Source organism: Pseudomonas cichorii, assembly GCF_003700275.1.
GTDB lineage: Bacteria > Pseudomonadota > Gammaproteobacteria > Pseudomonadales > Pseudomonadaceae > Aquipseudomonas > Aquipseudomonas cichorii_B.
Map to the genome: position 1 here is coordinate 168921 of NZ_RBRE01000083.1, position 21372 is coordinate 190292.

Genomic DNA, 21372 nt, shown 5'->3' on the forward strand with positions numbered 1-21372 from the left:
TTATTGATAGCGGGTCACAACCTTGTCTACCCAGCCTTCGGCGCGCATTTCATCCAGCTTCTTTTGCAGGCGGACGATGACGTCATCGGAAGTGTCCTTGTTCAGCGCCAGAAACAGCTCGGCTGTATGAAAGCGCAAGACCGTCTTCAGACCTGTAATGCCTTCCTGTCTGGCCAGATAACGGCCGACAGGATCGGCAGTGGCCCATAGATCGATCTGGCCATTGACCAGTTTTCTGGCGTTGTCCTGATCACGCAGCATCAGCACAGGATTGAAACCCTTGATCAGCAGGCCCTGGGCAACCGCATCTCCTTTATAGGCGCCCACCTGATAGGCCTTGGCCTGTTCCAGATCGGTCAGGGCAATGGTGCTGTCCTCGCGAGCCAGCATGACCCACTCGACCGGACCGATGGGGCCGACCCACTTGAAGAGTTTTTCCCGCTCGGGGGTGCGCACAGTGGAGAACACGCCATAGCCGCGCTTTTCCAGCGCCAGCTTGTAGATACGCTCCCAGGGAAAACGCAGGGTCATGTTGTAGCTGATGCCGGCGCGCTTGAACATCTCGCGCACGATCTCGACAGCGATGCCGTCGATGTTGTTTTCCTGGGCGAAGTTCTTGCCGTCGACCGCCATGTTGTAGGGCGGGTAGTTTTCGGTCAGCAGAACGATCGAGGAGGCCGGAGCGTCACTGCCACGGGCGCTGAAACTCAGCAGAGCGCTGGCACCAAGCAGTGCAAGAAAAAGACCTTTGAACATATTTCGGCACTCGGGCATCACAACTCCATGCAGAGTGCCGTGATCCCGTGACAGTGTCTAGCTCGGTACTTTGCGATGTCGCTTTCAGGCACCTGCATCCGACGACTCACGGCAGGCGGGCAAAAGGCCCGCCTGCCATGCTTGTTCAGCGCATGACGATGCCGCGCTGGGCCATGTAAGCCTTGGCTTCAGGCACGGTGTATTCACCGAAGTGGAAGATGCTCGCCGCCAGAACAGCGCTCGCATGACCTTCAATCACACCGGCAGCCAGATGTTCCAGATTGCCGACACCGCCGGAAGCGATGACCGGAATCCCCAGCGCATCGCTGATCGCCCGGGTAACGCCCAGATCGAAGCCGTTCTTCATGCCATCCTGATCCATGCTGGTCAGGAGGATTTCACCGGCGCCCAGGTCTTCCATCTTTTTCGCCCACTGCACGGCGTCCAGGCCAGTCGGCTTGCGGCCACCGTGGGTGAAGATTTCCCAGCGCGGGGCTTCGCCTGGCAGCGAAACCTTCTTGGCATCGATGGCGACCACAATGCACTGCGAGCCGAAGCGTGCAGCGGCTTCACCGACGAATTCCGGATTGAACACTGCAGCCGTGTTGATCGAGACCTTGTCGGCGCCGGCGTTCAACAGGTTGCGGATGTCCTGCACGGTACGCACACCACCGCCGACGGTCAGCGGGATAAACACCTGGCTGGCCATGCGCTCGACGGTATGCAGCGTGGTATCACGGCCATCGACGCTGGCGGTGATGTCCAGAAAGGTGATTTCGTCGGCGCCCTGCTCGTTGTAGCGGCGCGCAATTTCCACCGGATCGCCCGCGTCGCGGATGTTCTCGAACTTGACGCCCTTGACCACTCGACCGTTGTCGACGTCCAGGCAAGGGATGATGCGTTTGGCCAGAGCCATGGGGTCAATCTCCAAAACAGATCAGACCCGCAGGAGCGAATTCATTCGCGAAATCAGCGTGCCAGACAATGAAGATGTCGACGCCGAAACCGCCTCGCGAATGAATTCGCTCCTACGGTTGGATTAGCGTTGTTCCAGGTCGCAAAGCGCCTGGGCTTCAGCCACATCCAGCGTGCCTTCGTAGATCGCACGGCCGGTGATTGCGCCAATGATACCCGGTGCCTTGGCGTCCAGCAGGGCCTTGATATCGCCCAGGTTATGGATGCCGCCGGAAGCGATCACCGGGATGCGGGTGGCTGCGGCCAGGGCGGCGGTGAAGGGGATGTTGCAGCCCTGCATCATGCCGTCTTTGGCGATGTCGGTATAAACGATGGCCGATACACCATCCGCCTCGAAGCGCTTGGCCAGGTCGATGACCTGCACGGTGCTGACTTCAGCCCAGCCATCGGTGGCAACGAAACCATCCTTGGCGTCCAGACCAACGATCACCTTGCCGGGGAATGCACGGCAGGCTTCGGCCACGAACTCGGGTTCCTTGACCGCCTTGGTGCCGATGATGACGTAGCTGACGCCCGCCTTGACGTAGTGCTCGATGGTTTCCAGCGAGCGAATGCCGCCACCGATCTGGATCGGCAGTTGTGGATAACGTCTGGCAATCGCGGTAACCACTTCGCCATTGACCGGCTGGCCTTCAAATGCACCGTTCAGATCGACCAGATGCAGACGGCGGCAACCACCATCGACCCACTTGGCAGCCATGCTCACCGGGTCATCGGAAAACACCGTGGAATCTTCCATACGGCCCTGGCGCAGACGTACACAGGCGCCGTCTTTGAGGTCGATCGCGGGAATAATCAGCATCTGGAAACCTATTGTTCAGAAATTAGTTTTTTTCGAGCGCCCACAGGTCGCTTTCGATACCCTCGAAGCGCTCCTTGAGGAGCTGCTGCACATCGAAAACTGCTCGGTTGTAATAATGCGGTGCAATCTCGCTGGTGAAGAACTCCAGCACCTCGGCCACTTCAAACGACCCCAGCTCCACTTCAAAGCGCTGCGCCAACAGCCGCTTGAGCTTGTCGATGGCCTGCTGCTCCTGTTCAGGAGTCAGGGTGAGAATCGGGGCCTTGGTTCTGGCTTTACTCATGGCGATTACCAGCGACCGTCCCAGGCAACGAAGTTCTGCAGCAATTGCAGGCCATGGGTATGGCTCTTCTCGGGATGGAACTGCACAGCAAAGCGCGAACCGTCAGCCAGGGCAGCCGCAAAGTCGACGCCATAGTGACCACGACCCACGACCTGACGCTGGTTGGCCGCTTCGACATAGAAGCTGTGGACAAAGTAGAAGCGCGCCAGGTCAGGAATGTCGTGCCACAGCGGGTGATCCACCGCCTGAGCCACTTCGTTCCAGCCCATGTGCGGCACTTTCAGATGCTCGCCCTGCTCGTGCAGATCCTTGCCGAAGAACTTCACCTGGCCAGGAAACATGCCGATGCAATCTACGCCGTCGCTCTCTTCGCTGCGGTCAAGCAAGGCCTGCATACCGACGCAGATGCCCAGAAACGGACGATCCTTGCTCACTTCGCGCACCAGCGCATCGAACTCCAGGCGGCGGATTTCAGCCATGCAGTCGCGGATCGCACCGACACCGGGAAACACAATGCGGTCAGCCTCGCGAATCACCTTGGCATCGCTGGTGATCAACACCCGGCCTGCGCCAACATGCTCAAGCGCCTTGGCGACCGAGTGCAGGTTGCCCATGCCGTAATCGATGACAGCAACCGTCTGCATCAGAGCACACCCTTGGTCGAAGGCATTTGCCCGGCCATGCGCTCATCCAGCTCGACCGCCATGCGCAGTGCGCGACCGAACGCCTTGAAGACGGTTTCGATCTGGTGGTGAGTGTTGGTGCCGCGCAGGTTGTCGATGTGCAGGGTCACGTTGGCGTGGTTGACGAAGCCCTGGAAGAACTCCTGGAACAGGTCCACGTCGAAACCGCCGACCACGGCGCGGGTGTACGGCACATGCATCTGCAGGCCTGGACGACCCGAGAAGTCGATGACCACACGCGACAGGGCTTCATCGAGCGGCACATAGGAATGGCCGTAGCGACGAATACCTTTCTTGTCACCAATGGCCTGGCTGAATGCCTGGCCCAGGGTGATACCGACGTCTTCCACGGTATGGTGGTCGTCGATTTCCAGGTCGCCCTTGCACTCGATATCAAGGTCGATCAGCCCGTGCCGGGCGATCTGGTCAAGCATGTGCTCAAGGAAGGGAACACCGATATCGAATCGGGCCTTTCCGGTGCCATCCAGGTTGATCGAGGCTTTGATCTGGGTTTCCAGGGTATTGCGCTCGACGGATGCCTTACGTTCGGCCATCACCAGCTCCGCAAAATCATTGGGCGAAAAAGGCAATCATTATAGGCCCAGATGCGGCCGGCATGAAGTAAACAGACGAGGGGAAGGCAAGATGATGGCTGATTGGCGGGATAGAGGGGGCAAAATCGACGACTTCACGCCCCTCACGCCTGCTGAAACGAGGTTATGCAGCGGCTCCGGCAAACAGGCTGGCCAGTGCATCGCACACCTTGCCGATGTTGCCTTCGTTCAGACCAGCCATGCACACCCGACCACTGCGCACCAGGTACACGCCATGCTTGTCGCGCAGTTCATCGACCTGCTCGGGGCTCAGGCCGGTATAGCTGAACATGCCGCTCTGGCGCAGGATGAAGCTGAAATCACGACCCGGGACTTTCCGGGCCAGCACCGATACCAGCTTCTGGCGCATGTCGATGATGCGCAGGCGCATGCCTTCCACTTCGCTCAACCACTGATCGCGCAATTGCGGAGTATTGAGCACGCGGGCCACTACATAGGCGCCATGAGCAGGCGGGCTGGAGTAGTTGCGGCGCACGGTAGCCTTGAGTTGCCCCAGCACATTGGTGGCCGAAGCGACGTCCTCGCAGACGATGGACAGACCGCCAACCCGCTCGCCATACAGCGAGAAGATTTTCGAGAACGAATTGCTGATGACGGTGGTGATGCCCGCACTGGCCATGGCGCGGATCGCGTAGGCGTCTTCGTCCATGCCCTTGCCGAAGCCCTGATAGGCCGTATCGAGGAACGGAATGAGCTGGCGGCTCTTGATCAGCTCGATCACCCGGTCCCACTGCTCGACCGACAGGTCGGCGCCGGTCGGGTTATGGCAGCAAGGATGCAGCAGCACGATGCTGCGCGCCGGCAAGGTCTGCAGCTTGTCGAGCATGGCCTCGAAGTTCACGCCACCGGTGCTCGAATCGAAGTACGGGTAGGTGTTGACCTTGAAACCGGCACCCGCGAACAGCGCATGGTGGTTTTCCCACGTCGGGTCGCTGACCCAGACCTCGGATTGCGGGAAGGCATATTTCAGGAAGTCCGCACCCACTTTCAGCGCACCCGAGCCACCCACGGTCTGGATGGTCGCGACACGGCCTTCGACGAGTGCCGGATGGTCGGCACCGAACAGCAGCGTCTGCACGGCTTGCCGGTAAGGCGCCAGGCCTTCCATCGGCAGATAGAGAGAAGCCGCCTGCTCGCTCCCGGCCAGTTGTTGCTGGGCCTGCACCGCAGCAGCCAGAGGCGGGATAAACCCTTGAGCGTCATAGTACAGACCGATACTGAGATTGACCTTGTCCGCGCGCGGATCCTTTTGAAAGGTTTCCATCAGCGACAGAATCGGATCTCCGGCGTATGACTCTACGTGGGCTAGCATGCGGAACAACTCCTCTAAATGAATGGATCAGGCCGAATAACGGTCGGATCGATGATTTTGCGCAATGATGAAATTCAGCAGCACCGCTCCTGCGACGGAAGCGACCAGCGTCGGCAGGCTGATGAAGGTCAGGGAAGCGAGCAGTACACAGATATCCACGCCCATCTGAAACCAGCCAGCCTTGAAACCATATTTTTCCTGAAGGTACAGCGCAAGGATATTCATGCCGCCAAGGCTGGCCCTGTGCCGGAACAGGATCAGGAAACCCACGCCCAGTATCAGGTTGCCCAGCACGGACGCATAAAACGGCTGCAACTGATCGATATGGATGAACAGGGCATGCTGATCGGAAAGGAAGGATACCAGTCCTACGGCACAGAAGGTCTTGAGGGTAAACGACCAGCCCATCCGGCGAAAGGACAGGTAATAGAACGGCAGGTTGAGGGTGAAGAACGCAACCCCGAACGGCACGGTAAACGTGTAGTGGATAAACAGTGCAATGCCCGCCGTGCCGCCGGTCATGACGCCCGCCTGGCGCAGCATCAGCACGCTGAAGGAAATCAGGGTGGTGGCGATGATCAGGGCAAACACGTCTTCCTGGGCCGAATGACGGGTATCAACACTGCTGGGGACGGCGGTACGTGTAGTCATCATGGCACTCGGCAGGATCTGGACAGGTGAATGTCAGCATTGACTGGCCTGCAATGCCCCGACAATTCACGATATGAGCACAAATCCTACACAAAGCGATTGATGTTAGCCATTAAATACAATTAAACGCACAACAATATCCACAACAACTTTATAAATGCATTATTTACGCACAGCAAATATTGCGAGTGCGCTAATACAGTGCAGTAAATGCCAATCCCGACTTACACTGTCACCACACTGTTTTCCTTGAGACGTTCCAGAACAACTGCCGTTTTGATATGGGCGACACTCTCACTGGCAGTAATACATTCCATCAGACGATTAAGACTATCGAGATCAGCAACAGCAACCTTGAGCGTATAATCCGCATCCCCCGTCGTCTTGTAGGCGTCGATGATCGAACTGAGGTCTGCCACCAATGCCTGGAATATCTCCCGATACTCCGTGCGATGGCCCACCAGACGGACTTCGATCATTGCCAGCACCTCGCGGCTCATGGCTTGCGGAGCGACCCGGGCATGGTAGCCAAGGATCAGATGATCCTGCTCCAGGCTGATTCTGCGCCGTGAACACTGCGATGCCGAAAGCCCGACCAGATCGCTCAACTCCTGGTTGGTCAAGCGGCCATTGGCCTGCAGCAGGGTCAGGATCTTCAAGTCGAAGTCGTCGATTTCATTTATTTTCATTGAGGGCAATCGCTCGTACCAAAGAGTTCCAGGCCGGAAGCCTATCAGTTTCAAAGCATCAACATGCGACCGCCCGAAGTGCATTGCCGGAGCAGATGGCACCTGTCTTGCAATCGAGCCCAATCGTAAAGCCAATGATGGCCATACCAGCCGATCCGTAATTAATACTTGCAGGGATTTTCAATGACCCAATCAACGCCGCCCGATCAATTACATCGGGGATTAAAGAATCGGCACATCCAACTGATCGCACTGGGTGGTGCTATCGGTACGGGGTTGTTTCTAGGAATTGCCCACACCATCAACATGGCGGGCCCTTCGGTGATCCTGGGTTATGCGATTGCCGGCATGATCGCTTTCTTCATCATGCGCCAACTGGGCGAGATGGTGGTCGAAGAGCCGGTCGCCGGTACATTCAGCCACTTCGCCAATAAATACTGGGGCAACTTCCCGGGGTTCATGTCCGGCTGGAACTACTGGGTCCTCTACGTACTGGTCGGGATGGCCGAGCTTACGGCGGTCGGCATGTACGTTCAGTACTGGTGGCCGGAAGTACCGACCTGGGTGTCGGCGGCCGTGTTCTTTGTGGTCATCAACCTGATCAACCTCAGCAGCGTGAAGCTGTATGGGGAAATGGAGTTCTGGTTCTCCATCATCAAAGTGCTGGCGATCATCAGCATGATTGTCTTCGGTGCCTATCTGCTGGCCAGCGGCAATGGCGGCCCTGACGCTTCTGTCGCCAACCTCTGGCAATACGGCGGGTTCTTTCCCAATGGCGTCAGCGGACTGGTAATGGCCATGGCCTTCATCATGTTTTCGTTTGGCGGCCTGGAGCTGATCGGCATCACCGCTGCCGAGGCGCAGGATCCCCAGCGCAGCATCCCGCGTGCGACCAATCAGGTGATCTACCGCATCCTGCTGTTCTATGTGGGCGCCCTGCTGGTGCTGCTGAGCCTGTACCCATGGCAGAAAGTGGTTGCCGGTGGCAGTCCCTTCGTCATGATTTTCCATGCCATGGACAGCAACATCGTCGCGACCGTACTGAACGTCGTGGTGCTGACAGCCGCGCTGTCGGTCTATAACAGCTGCGTGTACAGCAACAGCCGGATGATGTTCGGCCTGGCCAAACAGGGCAATGCGCCAAAAGCGATGCTCAAGGTCAATGCGCGCGGCGTACCGGTCAATGCTCTGGCGATCTCGGCGGCGTCTACCGGTACCTGCGTACTGATCAACTACCTGATGCCGGGCAAGGCCTTTGAATTGCTCATGGCGCTGGTAGTGGCGGCACTGGTACTCAACTGGGTCATCATTACCATTACCCATCTGAAATTCCGCAGCGCCAAACGCCAGGCCAACGAAACCACGCTCTTCAAGAGCTGGGGCTACCCGGCCACCAACTACATCTGTCTGGCGTTCCTGTCCGGTATCCTGGCAATCATGCTCTTCACACCGGGAATCAGTGTTTCGGTGTACATGATTCCGGTCTGGCTGATCGCGCTGGGAGTGGCTTACGCCATCAAGGTTCGTCGCATAGCGGCCAACCCTGTACAGACCGTATAGAACGAGTTGATTGGCGAAGGACACAGGTCCGATCCGCGACATACACGGCCATAAAAAAAGCGCTTGCACATCCCGTGCAAGCGCTTTCTTTTTACCCGACTGTTCTTAGTTGAACAGTACGGCCGTCTTTTGCAGGGTGACCCACACGCCCCACGCCAGAGGAATACCTACCGCCAGCCAGGCCATTACAACCAGTGGCTTGCTGCCTTCAGACGCTTTCCACTCCAGGGAAGTGGTTGCAGTAGCGCCCTTGTCATGGCCGATTGCTTGTTCAGCAGCCAGCTCGGCGTCAGTCATGAAGTATTTGTCGGCAACCGGACGAATCAGCAGGTTGCAGATGAAGCCCAGAACCAGCATGCCCGCCAGGATGTACAAGGTGATGTCATAGGCCGCAGCACGGGCAACGCCGTGGCTGAGCTGATATTCACGCAGGTAGTTGACCAGTACCGGACCCAGTACACCGGCAGCCGCCCATGCAGTCAGCAGGCGACCGTGGATCGCACCGACCATTTGCGTACCGAACAAGTCAGCCAGGTAAGCCGGAACGGTTGCGAAACCGCCGCCGTACATCGACAGCACGACGCAGAAGGCCGCCACGAACAGCGCAATGCTGCCGATATGGCTCAGGGTCGGAACCGACGCATACAGCAGGAAGCCCAGGGCAAAGAACACGAAATAGGTTGCTTTACGACCGATGTAGTCGGAGCACGAAGCCCAGAAGAAGCGACCACCGATGTTGAACAGGCTCAACAGACCGGTAAAGCCTGCCGCAATGGCAGCGATTGCTTTCAATTGGTCGGCATTGAGCTGGCTGAATGTCAGGTCGTTGCCCAGCAGTTTACCGGCGAACACTTCCTGCAGCAGTGGCGAAGCCATGCCCAGGATACCGATACCGGCCGAAACGTTCAGGCACAGCACCAGCCATACCAGACGGAATTGCGGTGTTTTCCAGGCCACGCTGACGTGTACGTGACGATTGGTGATCATCGCGTTGCTGGCTTTCTTGGCAGGAGCGGTCCAGCCTTCAGGTTTCCAGCCGGTCGGCGGAACGCGGTAGCCCAGAGCGCCACCGATCATGAAGATGAAGTAAATCACCGCCATCACCACGAAGCTCTGCCATACGCCAACGCCTTCAGCGGAAGCAAAGTAGCCCATCAGAGCCGTTGCCAGCGGAGCACCAACCATCGCGCCACCGCCGAAGCCCATGATCGCCATGCCGGTCGCCATGCCGCGCTTGTCCGGGAACCACTTGATCAGGGTCGAAACGGGCGAGATGTAACCCAGGCCCAGGCCGATACCACCGATCACACCGGAACCGAGCCACATCAGCCAGATCTGGTGTGTATAGATACCCAGTGCGGAAATCAGCAGACCGCCACACCAGCACAGAGCCGAAACCACACCGGCCTTGCGCGGACCAGCGTGTTCAAGCCAGCCACCCCAGATGGCAGCCGAGCAGCCCAGGAAGATGAAGAACAGTGTGTAGATCCAGCCCAGCATGGAGATCTGCCAGTCGCAAGTGGATGCGAAGATCTGTGCGAAGAAACCCATGTCAGGTGTACAGGCAACCGGCGTGGTGATGCCGATGGCTTTTGAAAGCGGCAACCAGAATACCGAGAAGCCGTAAGCCATACCGATACAAAGATGGATTGCCAGTGCAGCAGGCGGAACCAGCCAACGGTTGAAACCGGGCTTGGCGATGATGCGTTCCTTGGACAAGAACGCAGGTTGAGCGGTGGAGCCGCCCAAGACTGTACTTGTGCTCATTGTGATTACCCCCAGATGTGTAATGCTCGCAGGACTTTGGCGCTGGCACGCCCCACAGTCTCCATGCCGAACGGCCATGACTGTTTTATTGGCGGAAGTTCCAAGACGTGGCAAAAAGCCGCACCCAGCCAGCGATGGCGAGAGACTACCACTTACCAAGGGCCGTAAGTATCGTGTTACATCATTTAATTACTTAGCCAATCCATGCCATCTATGAAGTAATAGACACAATCAATTACGGTCAGAGGAAACAGAATGCCGGTCTTAGTTGGGATTATTAATTCACCCACTTATCAGGATCAGGAAGATCTTCAAAAGATATATCGCGACGCACCACAGTGGCTGTTTTCGCCCTTCATCGATGCGTCGCAATTGATCGACGCAACGCTGACTGACGAAACACTCCTGGCGGCGCGTTTCAATGACCGGCTCCTGGGTGCTGCGCGCCTGCAACGCAACGGCGAGATCTGGCAGTTGTCACATCTTTGCGTACGCGCACTTACCCGCCGACGCGGTGTTGCCGAGCGCCTGGTGGCGCATGCGCAGAAAACAGCCAGGGAGGCAGCTTGCCAACTACGCTTGCAGGCAACCGCAGAGCTTCCCGAAGTCCTGGCTCTGGCGGCCAAGCTCGACGTGCAGCTGGAAATCGCAAGCCTCTGACCCCGCGCAGCAGCCCCAAAGGCATCCAGGGCCCGTGACCCTCGTGAGAGCGGTATACTCGTGGGCTATTTTTTGAACGATCGATAACAAGGACTCGCCCATGAAAGCATTCGGCAAAATCCTGGGGCTCTTCATTCTGGGGTTGCTGCTGATCATCGTGGCTCTCGGCTTCGCCCTGACCCATCTGTTTGATCCCAACGACTACAAAGACGAGATCCGGCAATTGGCCCGCGACAAGGCTAACGTAGAGCTGACCCTGAACGGCGATATCGGCTGGAGCCTGTTCCCCTGGCTGGGTCTTGAATTGCATGACGCCAGCGTCGCAACCCTGAATGCTCCCACCGCACCCTTTGCCGACCTTCAGATGCTCGGCCTGTCGGTTCGCGTGCTGCCACTGCTGCGTCGCGAAGTACAGATGAGCGATGTGCGGGTGGAAGGCCTGAACCTGCGCCTCAACCGTGACGAAAACGGCCACGGCAACTGGGAAGACATCGGCAAGCCCGCCACCGCAGCCACCTCGACAACGGAGCCACCTGCAGCCACAACGCCTGCGCCGCAAGCCGACAAACCGGAAAAGTCATCCAGACCCATCAAGCTGGATATTGACAGCCTGACCGTCAACAACGCCCGCGTCGAATACAGCGACGCCCGCAAAGGCCAGACCTTTACCGCCGAAAGCATTCAGTTGAGCACCGGTGCAGTCCGGGAAGCTTCCGATATCCCGATCAAACTGACAGCGTTCCTGAGCACCAACCAGCCGGTTGTCCGGGTCAGGACCGAACTGGTCGGCGACCTGCGCCTGGATCGCGCACTCAAGCGCTATCAGTTTGAAGACATGCGCCTGTCAGGCGAAGCAGCCGGTCAACCCTTGCAAGGCAAGACCGTAACCTTCTCCGCCCAGGGCCAGTTGCTGGTCGACCTCGCCGCCAACATCGCGGAATGGAACAGCCTGAAGATTTCCGCCAACCAGTTGCGCGCCCTTGGCGAGCTGCGTGCCCGTGATCTGGACAAGACACCACAGATCAGCGGCGGCCTGTCCATCGCGCAGCTCGATGTGCGCAGCTTCTTCGACAACATCGGCCATCCGTTGCCGGCCATGGCTGAAGGCGCGCTGAGCAAGGTCGAAATGGTCTCGCGCATCAGCGGTACGCCAAACAGCGTGGCCTTCGACGAACTCACCCTCAAACTCGACGAAAGCACTTTCACCGGCCGTGTCGCCATCGAGGACTTCGCCAAACAGGCATTGCGCCTGCAACTCAAGGCCGACACCTTCAACGCCGATCGCTATCGCCCGGCAGAAAGCGAAGAAAGCAAAGGTGCCAAGGCCGCTCGCCAGTCAGAAGTGCAAAGCGGTGAAGCCGCCGCAGTGGCCGGTACCACACCGCTGCCGGACCAGCCCACCAAGGCCGCCTGGAGCACCGCCAAACTGTTGCCTCTGGAGCGCCTGCGCACTCTCGACGTCCAGGCCGACCTGAGCTTTGGCAAGCTGACTCTCGATAAGCTGCCGATCGACAATGCCGTCCTCACCACCCAGGCCCAGAACGGCGTCATCAGCGTCAGCAGCCTGCGTGGCGATCTGTACAACGGCAACTTTGAAATCAAGGGCAACCTCGACGCACGTCCGGAAATACCTCTGGCCAGCATCCAGACCAAAATCACCCGGGTGCCTATAGAACGTCTTCTGCAAAGCCAGGGGCAGAACCCGCCAGTCAAGGGCCTGATGACCCTCAACAGCGACCTGACCGGCAAGGGCAACAGCGAAAAAGCCCTGGTCGACAGTCTCAACGGTACGGCCAGCTTTGTGCTCAACAATGGCGTGCTGGTCAACGCCAACCTTGAACAGCAACTGTGCCAGGGCATCTCGACCCTCAACCGCAAGACGCTCAGCGGCGAACCGCGTGGCAAGGACACACCGTTCCAGCAACTCAATGGCAACCTGACCGTGCGCAATGGCGTAGCCAGCAACCCCGACCTCAAGGCGCGCATTCCCGGCCTGACGGTCAACGGCAATGGCGATATCGACCTGCGCGTGCTGGGCATGAACTATCGCCTGGGCATCGTCATCGAAGGCGACAAGAGCGACATGCCGGACCCGGCATGCGAGATCAACCCGCGTTATGTGGGCATCGAATGGCCGATCCAGTGCCGTGGCCCGCTGGAGCTGGGCGCCAAGGCCTGTCGTCTCGACAAGGAAGGTATCGGCCAGATCGCGGCCAAACTGGCCGGCGACCGGATCAGCGAGAAGCTCGACGAAAAGCTGGATGAAAAACTCGGCGACAAGGTCAGCCCGGAACTCAAGGACGCACTCAAGAACCTGTTCAAACGATGAGAACCGATCCTGCAATGCAACCCGAGCAATTTTCCCAGGCAGTACTGAACTGGTACGACCGCCATGGCAGACACGATCTGCCCTGGCAGCAAGGCATTACTCCGTACCGTGTCTGGGTATCGGAAATCATGCTGCAACAGACGCAGGTCAGCACCGTGCTGAACTACTTCGACCGTTTCATGGAGGCCCTGCCAAATGTGCAGGCCCTGGCCGAAGCACCGGAAGACGAAGTGCTGCACCTGTGGACCGGGCTGGGTTATTACACCCGCGCCCGCAACCTGCAAAAGACGGCCAGAATCGTGGTTGCCGACCACGGCGGCGAATTCCCCCGCGATGTGGAGCAATTGACTCTGCTGCCAGGCATTGGCCTGTCGACCGCAGGCGCGATTGCCAGCCTGAGCATGGGCATTCGTGCGCCGATTCTCGACGGCAACGTCAAGCGCGTCCTGGCCCGCTTCACCGCGCAGGAGGGCTACCCCGGCGAACCCAGAGTTGCCAAACAACTATGGGCCACAGCCGAGCGCTTCACACCGCAGACCCGCGTGAACAATTACACCCAGGCGATGATGGACCTGGGCGCCACGCTCTGCACACGCAGCAAGCCCAGTTGCCTGCTCTGCCCGCTGGAGCGTGGCTGTGAAGCGCACATGCTCGGCCTGGAAACCCGCTACCCGATTCCCAAGCCGCGCAAGACAGTCCCGCAGAAGCGCACCCTGATGCCGATGCTCGCCAACCGCGATGGCGCCATTCTGCTTTACCGCCGCCCGTCCACGGGCCTGTGGGGCGGCCTGTGGAGCCTGCCGGAACTGGATGACTTCAACGACCTGCAGGATCTGGCGCTGCAACACTCGCTGGAACTGGGCAAGCATCACGAACTGCCTGGCCTGGTCCACACCTTCAGCCATTTCCAGCTAACCATCGAGCCCTGGCTGGTGCAGGTCCAGGAGTCCGCACATCACGTGGCCGAAGCCGACTGGCTCTGGTATAACCTCGCCACCCCGCCGCGCCTGGGCCTCGCCGCCCCGGTGAAAAAGCTGCTCAAGCGCGCAGCCGACGTATTGAATGCAGGAGAGTCGTCATGACCCGCACCGTAATGTGCCGCAAGTACAAAGAAGAACTGCCAGGCCTGGAACGCGCACCCTATCCGGGCGCCAAAGGCGAAGACATCTTCAACCACGTCTCGCAGAAAGCCTGGGCCGACTGGCAGAAACACCAGACCCTGCTCATCAACGAACGCCGCCTGAACATGATGAACGCCGAAGACCGCAAATTCCTTCAGGCGGAGATGGACAAGTACCTTTCCGGCGAGGAATACGCCAAGGCCGAAGGCTACGTTCCCCCCGAAAAATAAAGCGTTTCCAGCAATGAAGGTCGTAAGCGTCGGTAATAATTCAATTTTTTCAACATGACGCTTGACGACCTCCTGAAAAACACGTTTAATGCGCCCCGTTGCCCAGATAGCTCAGTCGGTAGAGCAGGGGATTGAAAATCCCCGTGTCGGCGGTTCGATTCCGTCTCTGGGCACCACTAATTAGCTTCAGGTGGTGTCAAAGCCATCTGAAAATCAAGAAACCCGCCTGGTGCGGGTTTTTTGTTGTCTGTAGTTTTTGCCTTCTCTAAAACGTCACCTCCCCAGCGTGTAAAAAACCGTAAGCAACAATGCGGAAATACCACCTGCCCGAAAGGGATTGCCCCGACAGCAATGCACTCCCTCTCCTTACTATGCTCATGAGCACTGGCAGTGATAGCAAGCTCGTTCATTCCATCGTTGGAGTTCGGATATTTTTCCGTCCATTCATGTCTCCTGCTTGTAGTGGTCAACTGATCCCGGACACGACGTTAAGTTTTTTCTCGGCCTGAGCCGGAGCCAGCCCGTCATTGAACTGATGCGGTCGAATCCAGTTGTAGCGATGCATCAGATAATGACTGATGTCCCGCTGCGCTTCCTGGGCTGTCATATAGCCCACGGTCGGTATCCATTCAGTTTTCAAACTGCGGAACACACGCTCCATCGGCGCATTATCCCAGCAGTTTCCTCGACGACTCATGCTCTGGCGCATGCGATAACGCCAGAGCCGTTGGCGAAAGTCTCGGCTACCGTACAGGGCTCCCTGATCCGAGTGAAACAGCAGCCCTTGGGGCTTGCCACGCTGTTCATAGGCCATGTCCAGTGCCCTGATCACCAGGTCCGAGTCTGGTTTGCTCGACAACGCTCAGCCCACCACCCGGCGTGCAAAGAGATCCATAACCACAGCCAGGTAATGCCATTTCCCTTGTGCCCAGATGTAAGTGATGTCGCCGCACCACACCTGATTGGGCGCAGGAACATCAAACTCCCGGTTTAAAATGTCTGGAATATCTGGTAGCTCCACCGTCGCTTTTTTATAAGCATGCGATCCCGGTTGTTTGCTGATCAATCCCAGCTCCCGCATCAGGCCGCGTACCTTGAATCGGCCAATCTGCTCGCCATCTTTCTGCATCATCGACACGATGCTGCGGCTGCCGGCAGCGCTTCGACTTTGCGTGAGCAGCTCGTTGACTCGGCTGCGCAACCGAAGCCGCTCAACGTCTGGAGTTCGGCGCCTGAGACGGTGGGCGTAGTAACACGAACGAGTGACATCAAAGACTGCGCAAAGCCAATCAACCGGCTCTTGGGGGCTCAGTTGATCAATCAGCGCGTGCGCTCGTGCTCTTCCGACATCAAGAGCGCGGTAGCCTAATGAGATGGTCACCCCCACACCCTGCGAGGGCTACGCTCTAGCAGGGTGTTTTATTGTCGGAGGGCATCATCATGAGCGATTCAGCGCTGATAGGTATTGATCTCGGTAAACATACGTTCCATCTGCACGGCCAGGATAAGTCAGGCCGGGAGGTGTTTCGCAAAAAATGTTCACGGGAGCAAATGATGCAGTTTTTCGCCCGCTCGCCGAGCTGTGTCGTGGCCATGGAGGCCTGTGCGGGTTCGCACTATGTTGCTCGTCAGTTGGCGGCGATGGGGCACGCGGCCAAGCTGATTTCCCCTCAGTTCGTTAAGCCGTTCGTCAAGGGGAACAAAAACGACTTTGTCGACGCTGAGGCGATTTGCGAAGCCGCTTCTCGTCCTTCGATGCGTTTCGTTACACTCAAGACTGAATCCCAGCAAACCCTGTCTGTACTCCATCGGATACGTGAATCGCTGGTGCGTGATCGCACCAGAACCGCTAATCAAATGCACGGGTTCCTACTGTAGTTTGGCGTCAGCTTACCCAGAGGTTTGGCCATCATGAAGCGACTGGCGGTTGTTTTGGCTGAGCATGAACTCCCCGTTCGTCTGACAGTGCTACTGCAGCGGTTATACAATCACTTCGTCTATCTGGATGAGCAAATCAAGGCAATGGATAAAGAGTTGGCATGCCAACTGGCCGACGATGATCTGGGAAGTCGTTTACTGAGCATTCCATGTGTCGGCCCGATCACCGCCAGCCTGCTAGCTGTAGAGATGGGCGATGGCAAGCAGTACCGATGCAGCCGGGACTTTGCCGCCTCAGTGGGCTTAGTAGCCAAGCAATACAGCACCGGCGGCAAGGCCAACTTAATGGGGATCAGTAAACGCGGCGACAAGCACCTTCGACAGTTGTTAGTGCAATGTTCCAGGGTATACATGCAGAGACTCGATCACCAGAAAGGCGCCTTGGCCGACTGGGTGCGCTCATTGCTGAGTCGACGCCACTCCAATGTCGTGGCATGTGCCTTGGCTAACAAGCTGGCGCGAATCGCTTGGGCGATAGCCGCGCACCATACGAAGTACGAAACAGGGCCAGACACTTTGACCGCCTGATCCTGCAGTTGTGGCTGTACAACGATATATCTTTCAGGTTTTGCGATAGCTGAAAAATGGATGACGTAAACGGCCTACCGGCCTGACGAAGAACCTGTTCTAAAAATTGGCTCAGCAAGAAGCCGTTAGCCTTTTCAGGATCGTCAGGCGCGACTCTCATCATGGCGCGGGTGAATCACTCAATAGACGCCGGATAGATTTAAGCAAGCCAATTACTTTGCCCATGAATCAGCATTGCAAAAAAGAGGGTGACCATAGATTTTAATTTCTCCCGCTCAAGACGAGCGATCCGAGCTTCCAGCTCCTGGATTTTCTGCTGCTCGGGCGTCAGAGCCTTGCTTTGAGGCGTAACACCAGCGCGCTCTTGCTGAAGCTGGTTGATCCAGCGACGCAGCGCGGATTCGACAACCCCAAGTGAACGGCTGGCTTCGATATGGCTATAGCCTTGATCGAGCACGAGACCTGCGGCCTCGCGTTTGAATTCAGCGGAAAAAGAACGACGTTTTTTGGTCATCAGACACCTCTATCTGGCGATATTCTCGCCTAAATGGGTGTCCGGTTTCATTAGACCACTACAGTCCGCCGACTCATCGCCAATGGTCAAAGAAGTCCAGAAGAGGCAGAAATCTGCAGCAAGCAAGGACGGGCCCAGCGGTGTAGTCAATGGGGACTACTTAGTCCCGAAGCAATGCTGAAGCCAGCAATGTTACAGCCGGAGCTAAACTCAGTACGAGTAACTACTAAGCATCCGAGTGCCGCGCCATGGAGGCTTTATAACGCAATCAGATCACCCCTTGCTCAAGCAACACCATGCCGCAGTAAAGGAATCAACTGAAGGCGGCGTAGATAAAGCGAACCGCCTCCAGAAAACATTACTAATATAAATATTACCGCAAGGCTATTCATATTTCATCCGCTGAGCCTCAGCCGTTACCACCGGATCATTCAAAGAGTCTATTAGCTCGCCAAGAATAATCAGATCGCAGTACTTAGAGCCGGACTCCAAGTCTACTAAAACGTGAGTAACCCCATGATACTGACGCTGATCAGCATTCTCCGGCAAAAGCAAAGATACAATGCCGAATTTCTCCTTATACAATTCGCCAGTACTCCAAGCCACACACAAATCGATATCCTTGATATTTTTATCTTGGCTATCCAGATCTTCAACAAGACCATCTAATGAAAATTTATACTCTAATATCCGAGGAGAGGTTACCTTTCCACTAAGTGCATCAGCAGTGACTTTAGGCACGCCGAGGGGGTTAGCATCTTCATCATAAACGTAAAGCTCGGCCTGTAAATCGAACGCAATTTTAAACAGACCATCGTAAGTAAACCGCTCATTCGTAGACATCATATTTAGTCCACGAATGACACCTCCAGCGATTAACTGATGGAATAGCGCTATAACATCCTGCTCCCGCGTAGGAGTAGACGTTATAGATACACGTTCAATCGGGAGAAAGAAATGCTTGCTCTCCAGTTTCAACGGCTGTGAAACCTCATGGGCAAGCATCGCTGTTTTCCAGTCGTCAATCGCAAGTTCCCTAACCAAGTCCGGCGAGGTGCCAGTATTGGCTTTAAGCAAGTATCGGACCTTAGAGAGATGGGTATCAACAATAAGCCGCGCTATGCTTTTGGAGAAATCAGTGAGTTCCCGGTGGAATCCTTTTCGCCCAAGATCGGGCGTATAGTTGTCAAAATGAATAAGAAAATGAACTTGGTGCTGCCGACCAATATTACGTGAGAGAGGGACCAGAATCGTCTCCCCCTGAGGCATGTTGTTGGCAGCCAACTGAATGCCACTGGAAAGAACTCGTGAACGTAGCCCAAGAGAGTCGTTAAAAAGCGTCCATAACTTCGCCGTATACCCAAACTCCACGCTAACAGTAGGGCTATATTTTTCAAGAACCTCTAACTCCTCTGCATCAAGAGCACTGCCAAGCAACATTTTAAGCTGAGCAGTATCCCAATGCTCATATACAAAATCCAGGTTACTAAAACGATCAGGGAGTTTTCTTCCTGGGCCATATTTTTTATACAGCGCGTCTTGCGCTACTGAAATTTCTCGATATGAGGCTTTCTTTGACGAGGACACATGAAGCCATGGGTACTCTGTACCAACTCGCTCAAAGGTTGTGGTATTTCCTTTATTAACAACAGAAAATTTTACAACGACAGAGGAGTCCGCTTCTACCGAACCGAGGCCTGTCTTCACATAGAGGATTTTTTGCCAGGTGACAGCGTCAACCGCTTGGAGCCAACTTAACTGCTTGGGATGAGTTGTGCTGTCAAAACGAACTGTGATTGAAACCCCACGATCAAACTCGTTGTATGTTTCATCTGCCACCGGCGATGCGTCTGGCTCGACCTTAGGATTTGCACCAGCTACGTCACCCTTAAGCCAGTTCCTTGCATTGAGTATGCGTCCCGAAGTTTCAAATCCAGGGGCCTTAGTAGTAATTCGCATGTAGTTGAAGCCATATGCCACGTAGGTAGCACCTACCCCCTTGTGCCCCCGAGTTTTACCCGACTTAAAAGAAAAGTTTGGCGCAAGAAACTGCTCGAACTTTTCCTTATCTAACCCAATACCATTATCACTCACGGTTAATGAGTTTTCGTCAAGATCAATCTTAATATTAATACGAGGCGTGTAATCTTCACCAGTACCTGCAGCCATCTCGGCGTTTGCACGAGCCTCGACAGCGTCAAGTGCATTTTGAATTAACTCGCAGAACGGGTCATACCAGCCAACATAGGAGCTGAGAATATTACTAATTTCACGTCTTAACGCACCAAAAGCAGCATCACTAACTTTAGTGCTTTTGAACTCAAGCGGATCGAACGGTGAGAAGCTCATGATGGCCTGCTATCAGAGAGTTTTCAGCAGTATAGGCATGACCTCAAGACCGTGTGAAGGCACAGAAAAGAGACGACATACATACCATCCACCTTGCTTGCTTCAAGCATTCAATCAGATCTGTAATGCAGTGAAGGGAACGTTCCCAACGAACCCACCTTGCACCTCCTGTACCTGGCGAATCCATCCTCGATCAGCCGCTGGGCCCATAGGGGTCAATAACGCAGCACTGCTCAGCTTCTCCATAGGTCGCTTTTAGGATTTCATATCCGCCCTCCTGAATGGGGTCAGTCGGCCCGAAGAGGATTTCATGCAGTCCACGCAAAGGGGGGATTGATCAAAATGTCGGGAAGCTCAAGCTGCTGCTTGGGAGCACCGGGCAGCTCGGTAGATCCAAACTTCCCCTCGCGACAATAGGGGTAGACCAAAACGCCTCAATCCGGAACCGCGTTTGTACAGGAACTGAAGCAGAGCAAGACAGATCAACGGACCAGGTTAGCTACCGATTGCTCCACGTACACAGGATGAGTACACTTCGCATCGAGCAAGGGCTCTGAAATCCTTGATTTCACTGGGTTTACGGCACTGATGCCCGTGTCGGCGGTTCGATTCCGTCTCTGGGCACCACTAATTAGCTTCAGGTGGTGTCAAAGCCATCTGAAAATCAAGAAACCCGCCTGGTGCGGGTTTTTTGTTGCCTGTAGTTTTTGCCTTCTCTAAAACGTCACCTCCCCAGCGTGTAAAAAACCGTAAGCAACAATACGGAAATACCACCTGCCCGAAAGGGATTGCCCCGACAGCAATGCCCACTCCCTCTCCTTACTATGCTCATGAGCACTGGCAGTGATCGCAAGCTCGTTCATTCCATCGTTGGAGTTCGATTTGGTTACCCCTTTGAAAGGTACACACCTTGGCGTGGGACTCAGCCAGAGTGGTTTTCACCGATCACTGCCTGGCACGAGGCTCAATAGTCAAGGGCCCCACCTACAATCATGACCATAAGAACATTGAATTCAGGATGAGCGAACCCTATCCACGGGATGTCGTGTGCGTAGTGGTTGCCGTCAATCCTGTACCAGAGCCAAGCCAACTCTTCACTATCACTGTTTGGGAGATATGAAAATGTACGAATACACAGGTAGCGGCCTGAACGGCATCTTCCTGAAGAATGGATACAGGATCGTCGAGACAGCCTATGGCAAAGGCGTTGCGATAGAGAATATCGAAGGTCTGCACAGGGCAATCGCTGCCGACATCGTTCAGCAAGACTCGCCAATGACAGGTCACCAGTTTCGCTTCCTGCGTAAAGAACAGGATTTGGTGCAACTGGAGCTGGCAGAAGTCTTACGTGTAGATATCCAGACCGTTGCAAATTGGGAGAAACGTGGTACCGAAGGGGTTCCCGGACCAGCAGACATTGCAATGCGCGGACTTTATTCAGCTTATTGCCACATCCAGTACGGGCCTTATCAGGCCCTGCGCTCGACCATACCAACCGAAACAGCCACTTTCGCACTTGAGGGCGAAAACTGGGTAGAAGCAGTGGCCGCCTGACCAAGCGGCACCCCGAAATCTTTCCCCTTTCGCCCCAAATCCTTCCCCGATAATTTC

The 21372-nt window shown here is 56.1% G+C and carries 17 protein-coding genes, 1 tRNA gene and 3 pseudogenes; 8 read left to right on the plus strand and 13 right to left on the minus strand.

Annotation, left to right across the window (positions count from 1 at the left end):
* From ALQ04_RS21455 to ALQ04_RS21495, 9 genes are all read right to left on the minus strand, one after another.
* Window positions 1-756 (minus strand): ABC transporter substrate-binding protein, encoded by a 756-nt coding sequence (locus ALQ04_RS21455; RefSeq protein WP_122317732.1) that lies wholly within the window; start codon window positions 754-756, stop codon window positions 1-3.
* Window positions 757-901: 145 nt separating this feature from the next.
* Window positions 902-1672: an imidazole glycerol phosphate synthase subunit HisF gene (gene hisF / locus ALQ04_RS21460; protein ID WP_122317733.1), complete on the minus strand. Its 771-nt coding sequence runs from the start codon at window positions 1670-1672 to the stop codon at window positions 902-904.
* Between the two features lie 123 nt (window positions 1673-1795).
* On the minus strand, window positions 1796-2533 hold the full coding sequence (hisA, locus tag ALQ04_RS21465; protein WP_122317734.1) for a 1-(5-phosphoribosyl)-5-[(5-phosphoribosylamino)methylideneamino]imidazole-4-carboxamide isomerase: 738 nt from the start codon (window positions 2531-2533) through the stop codon (window positions 1796-1798).
* A 22-nt stretch (window positions 2534-2555) separates the two neighbouring features.
* Complete coding sequence (locus ALQ04_RS21470) at window positions 2556-2816, minus strand: DUF2164 domain-containing protein (RefSeq protein ID WP_122317735.1); 261 nt, start codon at window positions 2814-2816, stop codon at window positions 2556-2558.
* 5 nt (window positions 2817-2821) lie between these two features.
* Window positions 2822-3460 (minus strand): imidazole glycerol phosphate synthase subunit HisH, encoded by a 639-nt coding sequence (gene hisH / locus ALQ04_RS21475; RefSeq protein WP_122317736.1) that lies wholly within the window; start codon window positions 3458-3460, stop codon window positions 2822-2824.
* A complete protein-coding gene (gene hisB, locus ALQ04_RS21480; protein ID WP_025262442.1) occupies window positions 3460-4053 on the minus strand; it encodes an imidazoleglycerol-phosphate dehydratase HisB in 594 nt (197 codons plus the stop codon). The genes hisH and hisB overlap by 1 nt, the downstream gene beginning before the upstream one ends.
* Before the next feature lie 163 nt (window positions 4054-4216).
* Complete coding sequence (locus ALQ04_RS21485; protein ID WP_122317737.1) at window positions 4217-5425, minus strand: amino acid aminotransferase; 1209 nt, start codon at window positions 5423-5425, stop codon at window positions 4217-4219.
* A 27-nt stretch (window positions 5426-5452) separates the two neighbouring features.
* Window positions 5453-6076, minus strand: coding sequence for a YitT family protein (locus ALQ04_RS21490; RefSeq protein ID WP_122317778.1), 624 nt, complete (start codon window positions 6074-6076; stop codon window positions 5453-5455).
* Between the two features lie 224 nt (window positions 6077-6300).
* Window positions 6301-6765 carry an Lrp/AsnC family transcriptional regulator gene (locus ALQ04_RS21495; RefSeq protein ID WP_259645061.1) on the minus strand — a complete coding sequence of 155 codons (465 nt, stop codon included), beginning with the start codon at window positions 6763-6765 and terminating at the stop codon, window positions 6301-6303.
* 183 nt (window positions 6766-6948) lie between these two features.
* Between ALQ04_RS21495 and ALQ04_RS21500 the strand changes: the two genes are divergently transcribed.
* Complete coding sequence (locus tag ALQ04_RS21500) at window positions 6949-8325, plus strand: amino acid permease (protein ID WP_122317738.1); 1377 nt, start codon at window positions 6949-6951, stop codon at window positions 8323-8325.
* Between the two features lie 105 nt (window positions 8326-8430).
* Here the strand turns inward: ALQ04_RS21500 and ALQ04_RS21505 are convergent, their stop codons facing one another.
* Window positions 8431-10092 carry an OFA family MFS transporter gene (locus ALQ04_RS21505; RefSeq protein ID WP_122317739.1) on the minus strand — a complete coding sequence of 554 codons (1662 nt, stop codon included), beginning with the start codon at window positions 10090-10092 and terminating at the stop codon, window positions 8431-8433.
* A gap of 255 nt (window positions 10093-10347) precedes the next feature.
* On the opposite strand from ALQ04_RS21505, the gene ALQ04_RS21510 reads away from it, so the two are divergent.
* The 5 genes from ALQ04_RS21510 to ALQ04_RS21530 all read left to right on the plus strand — a co-directional run bounded on the left by ALQ04_RS21510 (window position 10348) and on the right by ALQ04_RS21530 (window position 14608).
* Window positions 10348-10752 (plus strand): acetyl-CoA sensor PanZ family protein, encoded by a 405-nt coding sequence (locus ALQ04_RS21510; protein WP_122317740.1) that lies wholly within the window; start codon window positions 10348-10350, stop codon window positions 10750-10752.
* A 100-nt stretch (window positions 10753-10852) separates the two neighbouring features.
* A complete protein-coding gene (locus tag ALQ04_RS21515) occupies window positions 10853-13081 on the plus strand; it encodes an AsmA family protein (protein WP_122317741.1) in 2229 nt (742 codons plus the stop codon).
* Between the two features lie 14 nt (window positions 13082-13095).
* Entirely contained in the window at window positions 13096-14163 is a 1068-nt protein-coding gene (gene mutY / locus ALQ04_RS21520) for an A/G-specific adenine glycosylase (protein ID WP_122317742.1), read from the plus strand.
* Window positions 14160-14432, plus strand: coding sequence for an oxidative damage protection protein (locus tag ALQ04_RS21525; protein ID WP_122317743.1), 273 nt, complete (start codon window positions 14160-14162; stop codon window positions 14430-14432). The genes mutY and ALQ04_RS21525 overlap by 4 nt, the downstream gene beginning before the upstream one ends.
* Window positions 14433-14532: 100 nt before the next feature.
* A tRNA-Phe gene (locus ALQ04_RS21530) sits at window positions 14533-14608 on the plus strand.
* Between the two features lie 290 nt (window positions 14609-14898).
* Here the strand turns inward: ALQ04_RS21530 and ALQ04_RS21535 are convergent.
* Window positions 14899-15798 (minus strand): annotated as a pseudogene (locus ALQ04_RS21535) (IS3 family transposase); the annotation flags it as partial.
* 74 nt (window positions 15799-15872) lie between these two features.
* On the opposite strand from ALQ04_RS21535, the pseudogene ALQ04_RS21540 reads away from it, so the two are divergent.
* Window positions 15873-16898 (plus strand): annotated as a pseudogene (locus tag ALQ04_RS21540) (IS110 family transposase).
* A gap of 265 nt (window positions 16899-17163) precedes the next feature.
* Here the strand turns inward: ALQ04_RS21540 and ALQ04_RS21545 are convergent.
* Both ALQ04_RS21545 and ALQ04_RS21550 read right to left on the minus strand, forming a co-directional pair.
* A pseudogene (locus tag ALQ04_RS21545) lies at window positions 17164-17412 on the minus strand (transposase); the annotation flags it as partial.
* Between the two features lie 384 nt (window positions 17413-17796).
* A complete protein-coding gene (locus ALQ04_RS21550) occupies window positions 17797-19761 on the minus strand; it encodes an ATP-binding protein (RefSeq protein ID WP_122317744.1) in 1965 nt (654 codons plus the stop codon).
* A 1116-nt stretch (window positions 19762-20877) separates the two neighbouring features.
* On the opposite strand from ALQ04_RS21550, the gene ALQ04_RS21560 reads away from it, so the two are divergent.
* Window positions 20878-21315, plus strand: coding sequence for a DNA-binding transcriptional regulator (locus ALQ04_RS21560; RefSeq protein ID WP_122317746.1), 438 nt, complete (start codon window positions 20878-20880; stop codon window positions 21313-21315).
* Window positions 21316-21372: the final 57 nt, after the last annotated feature.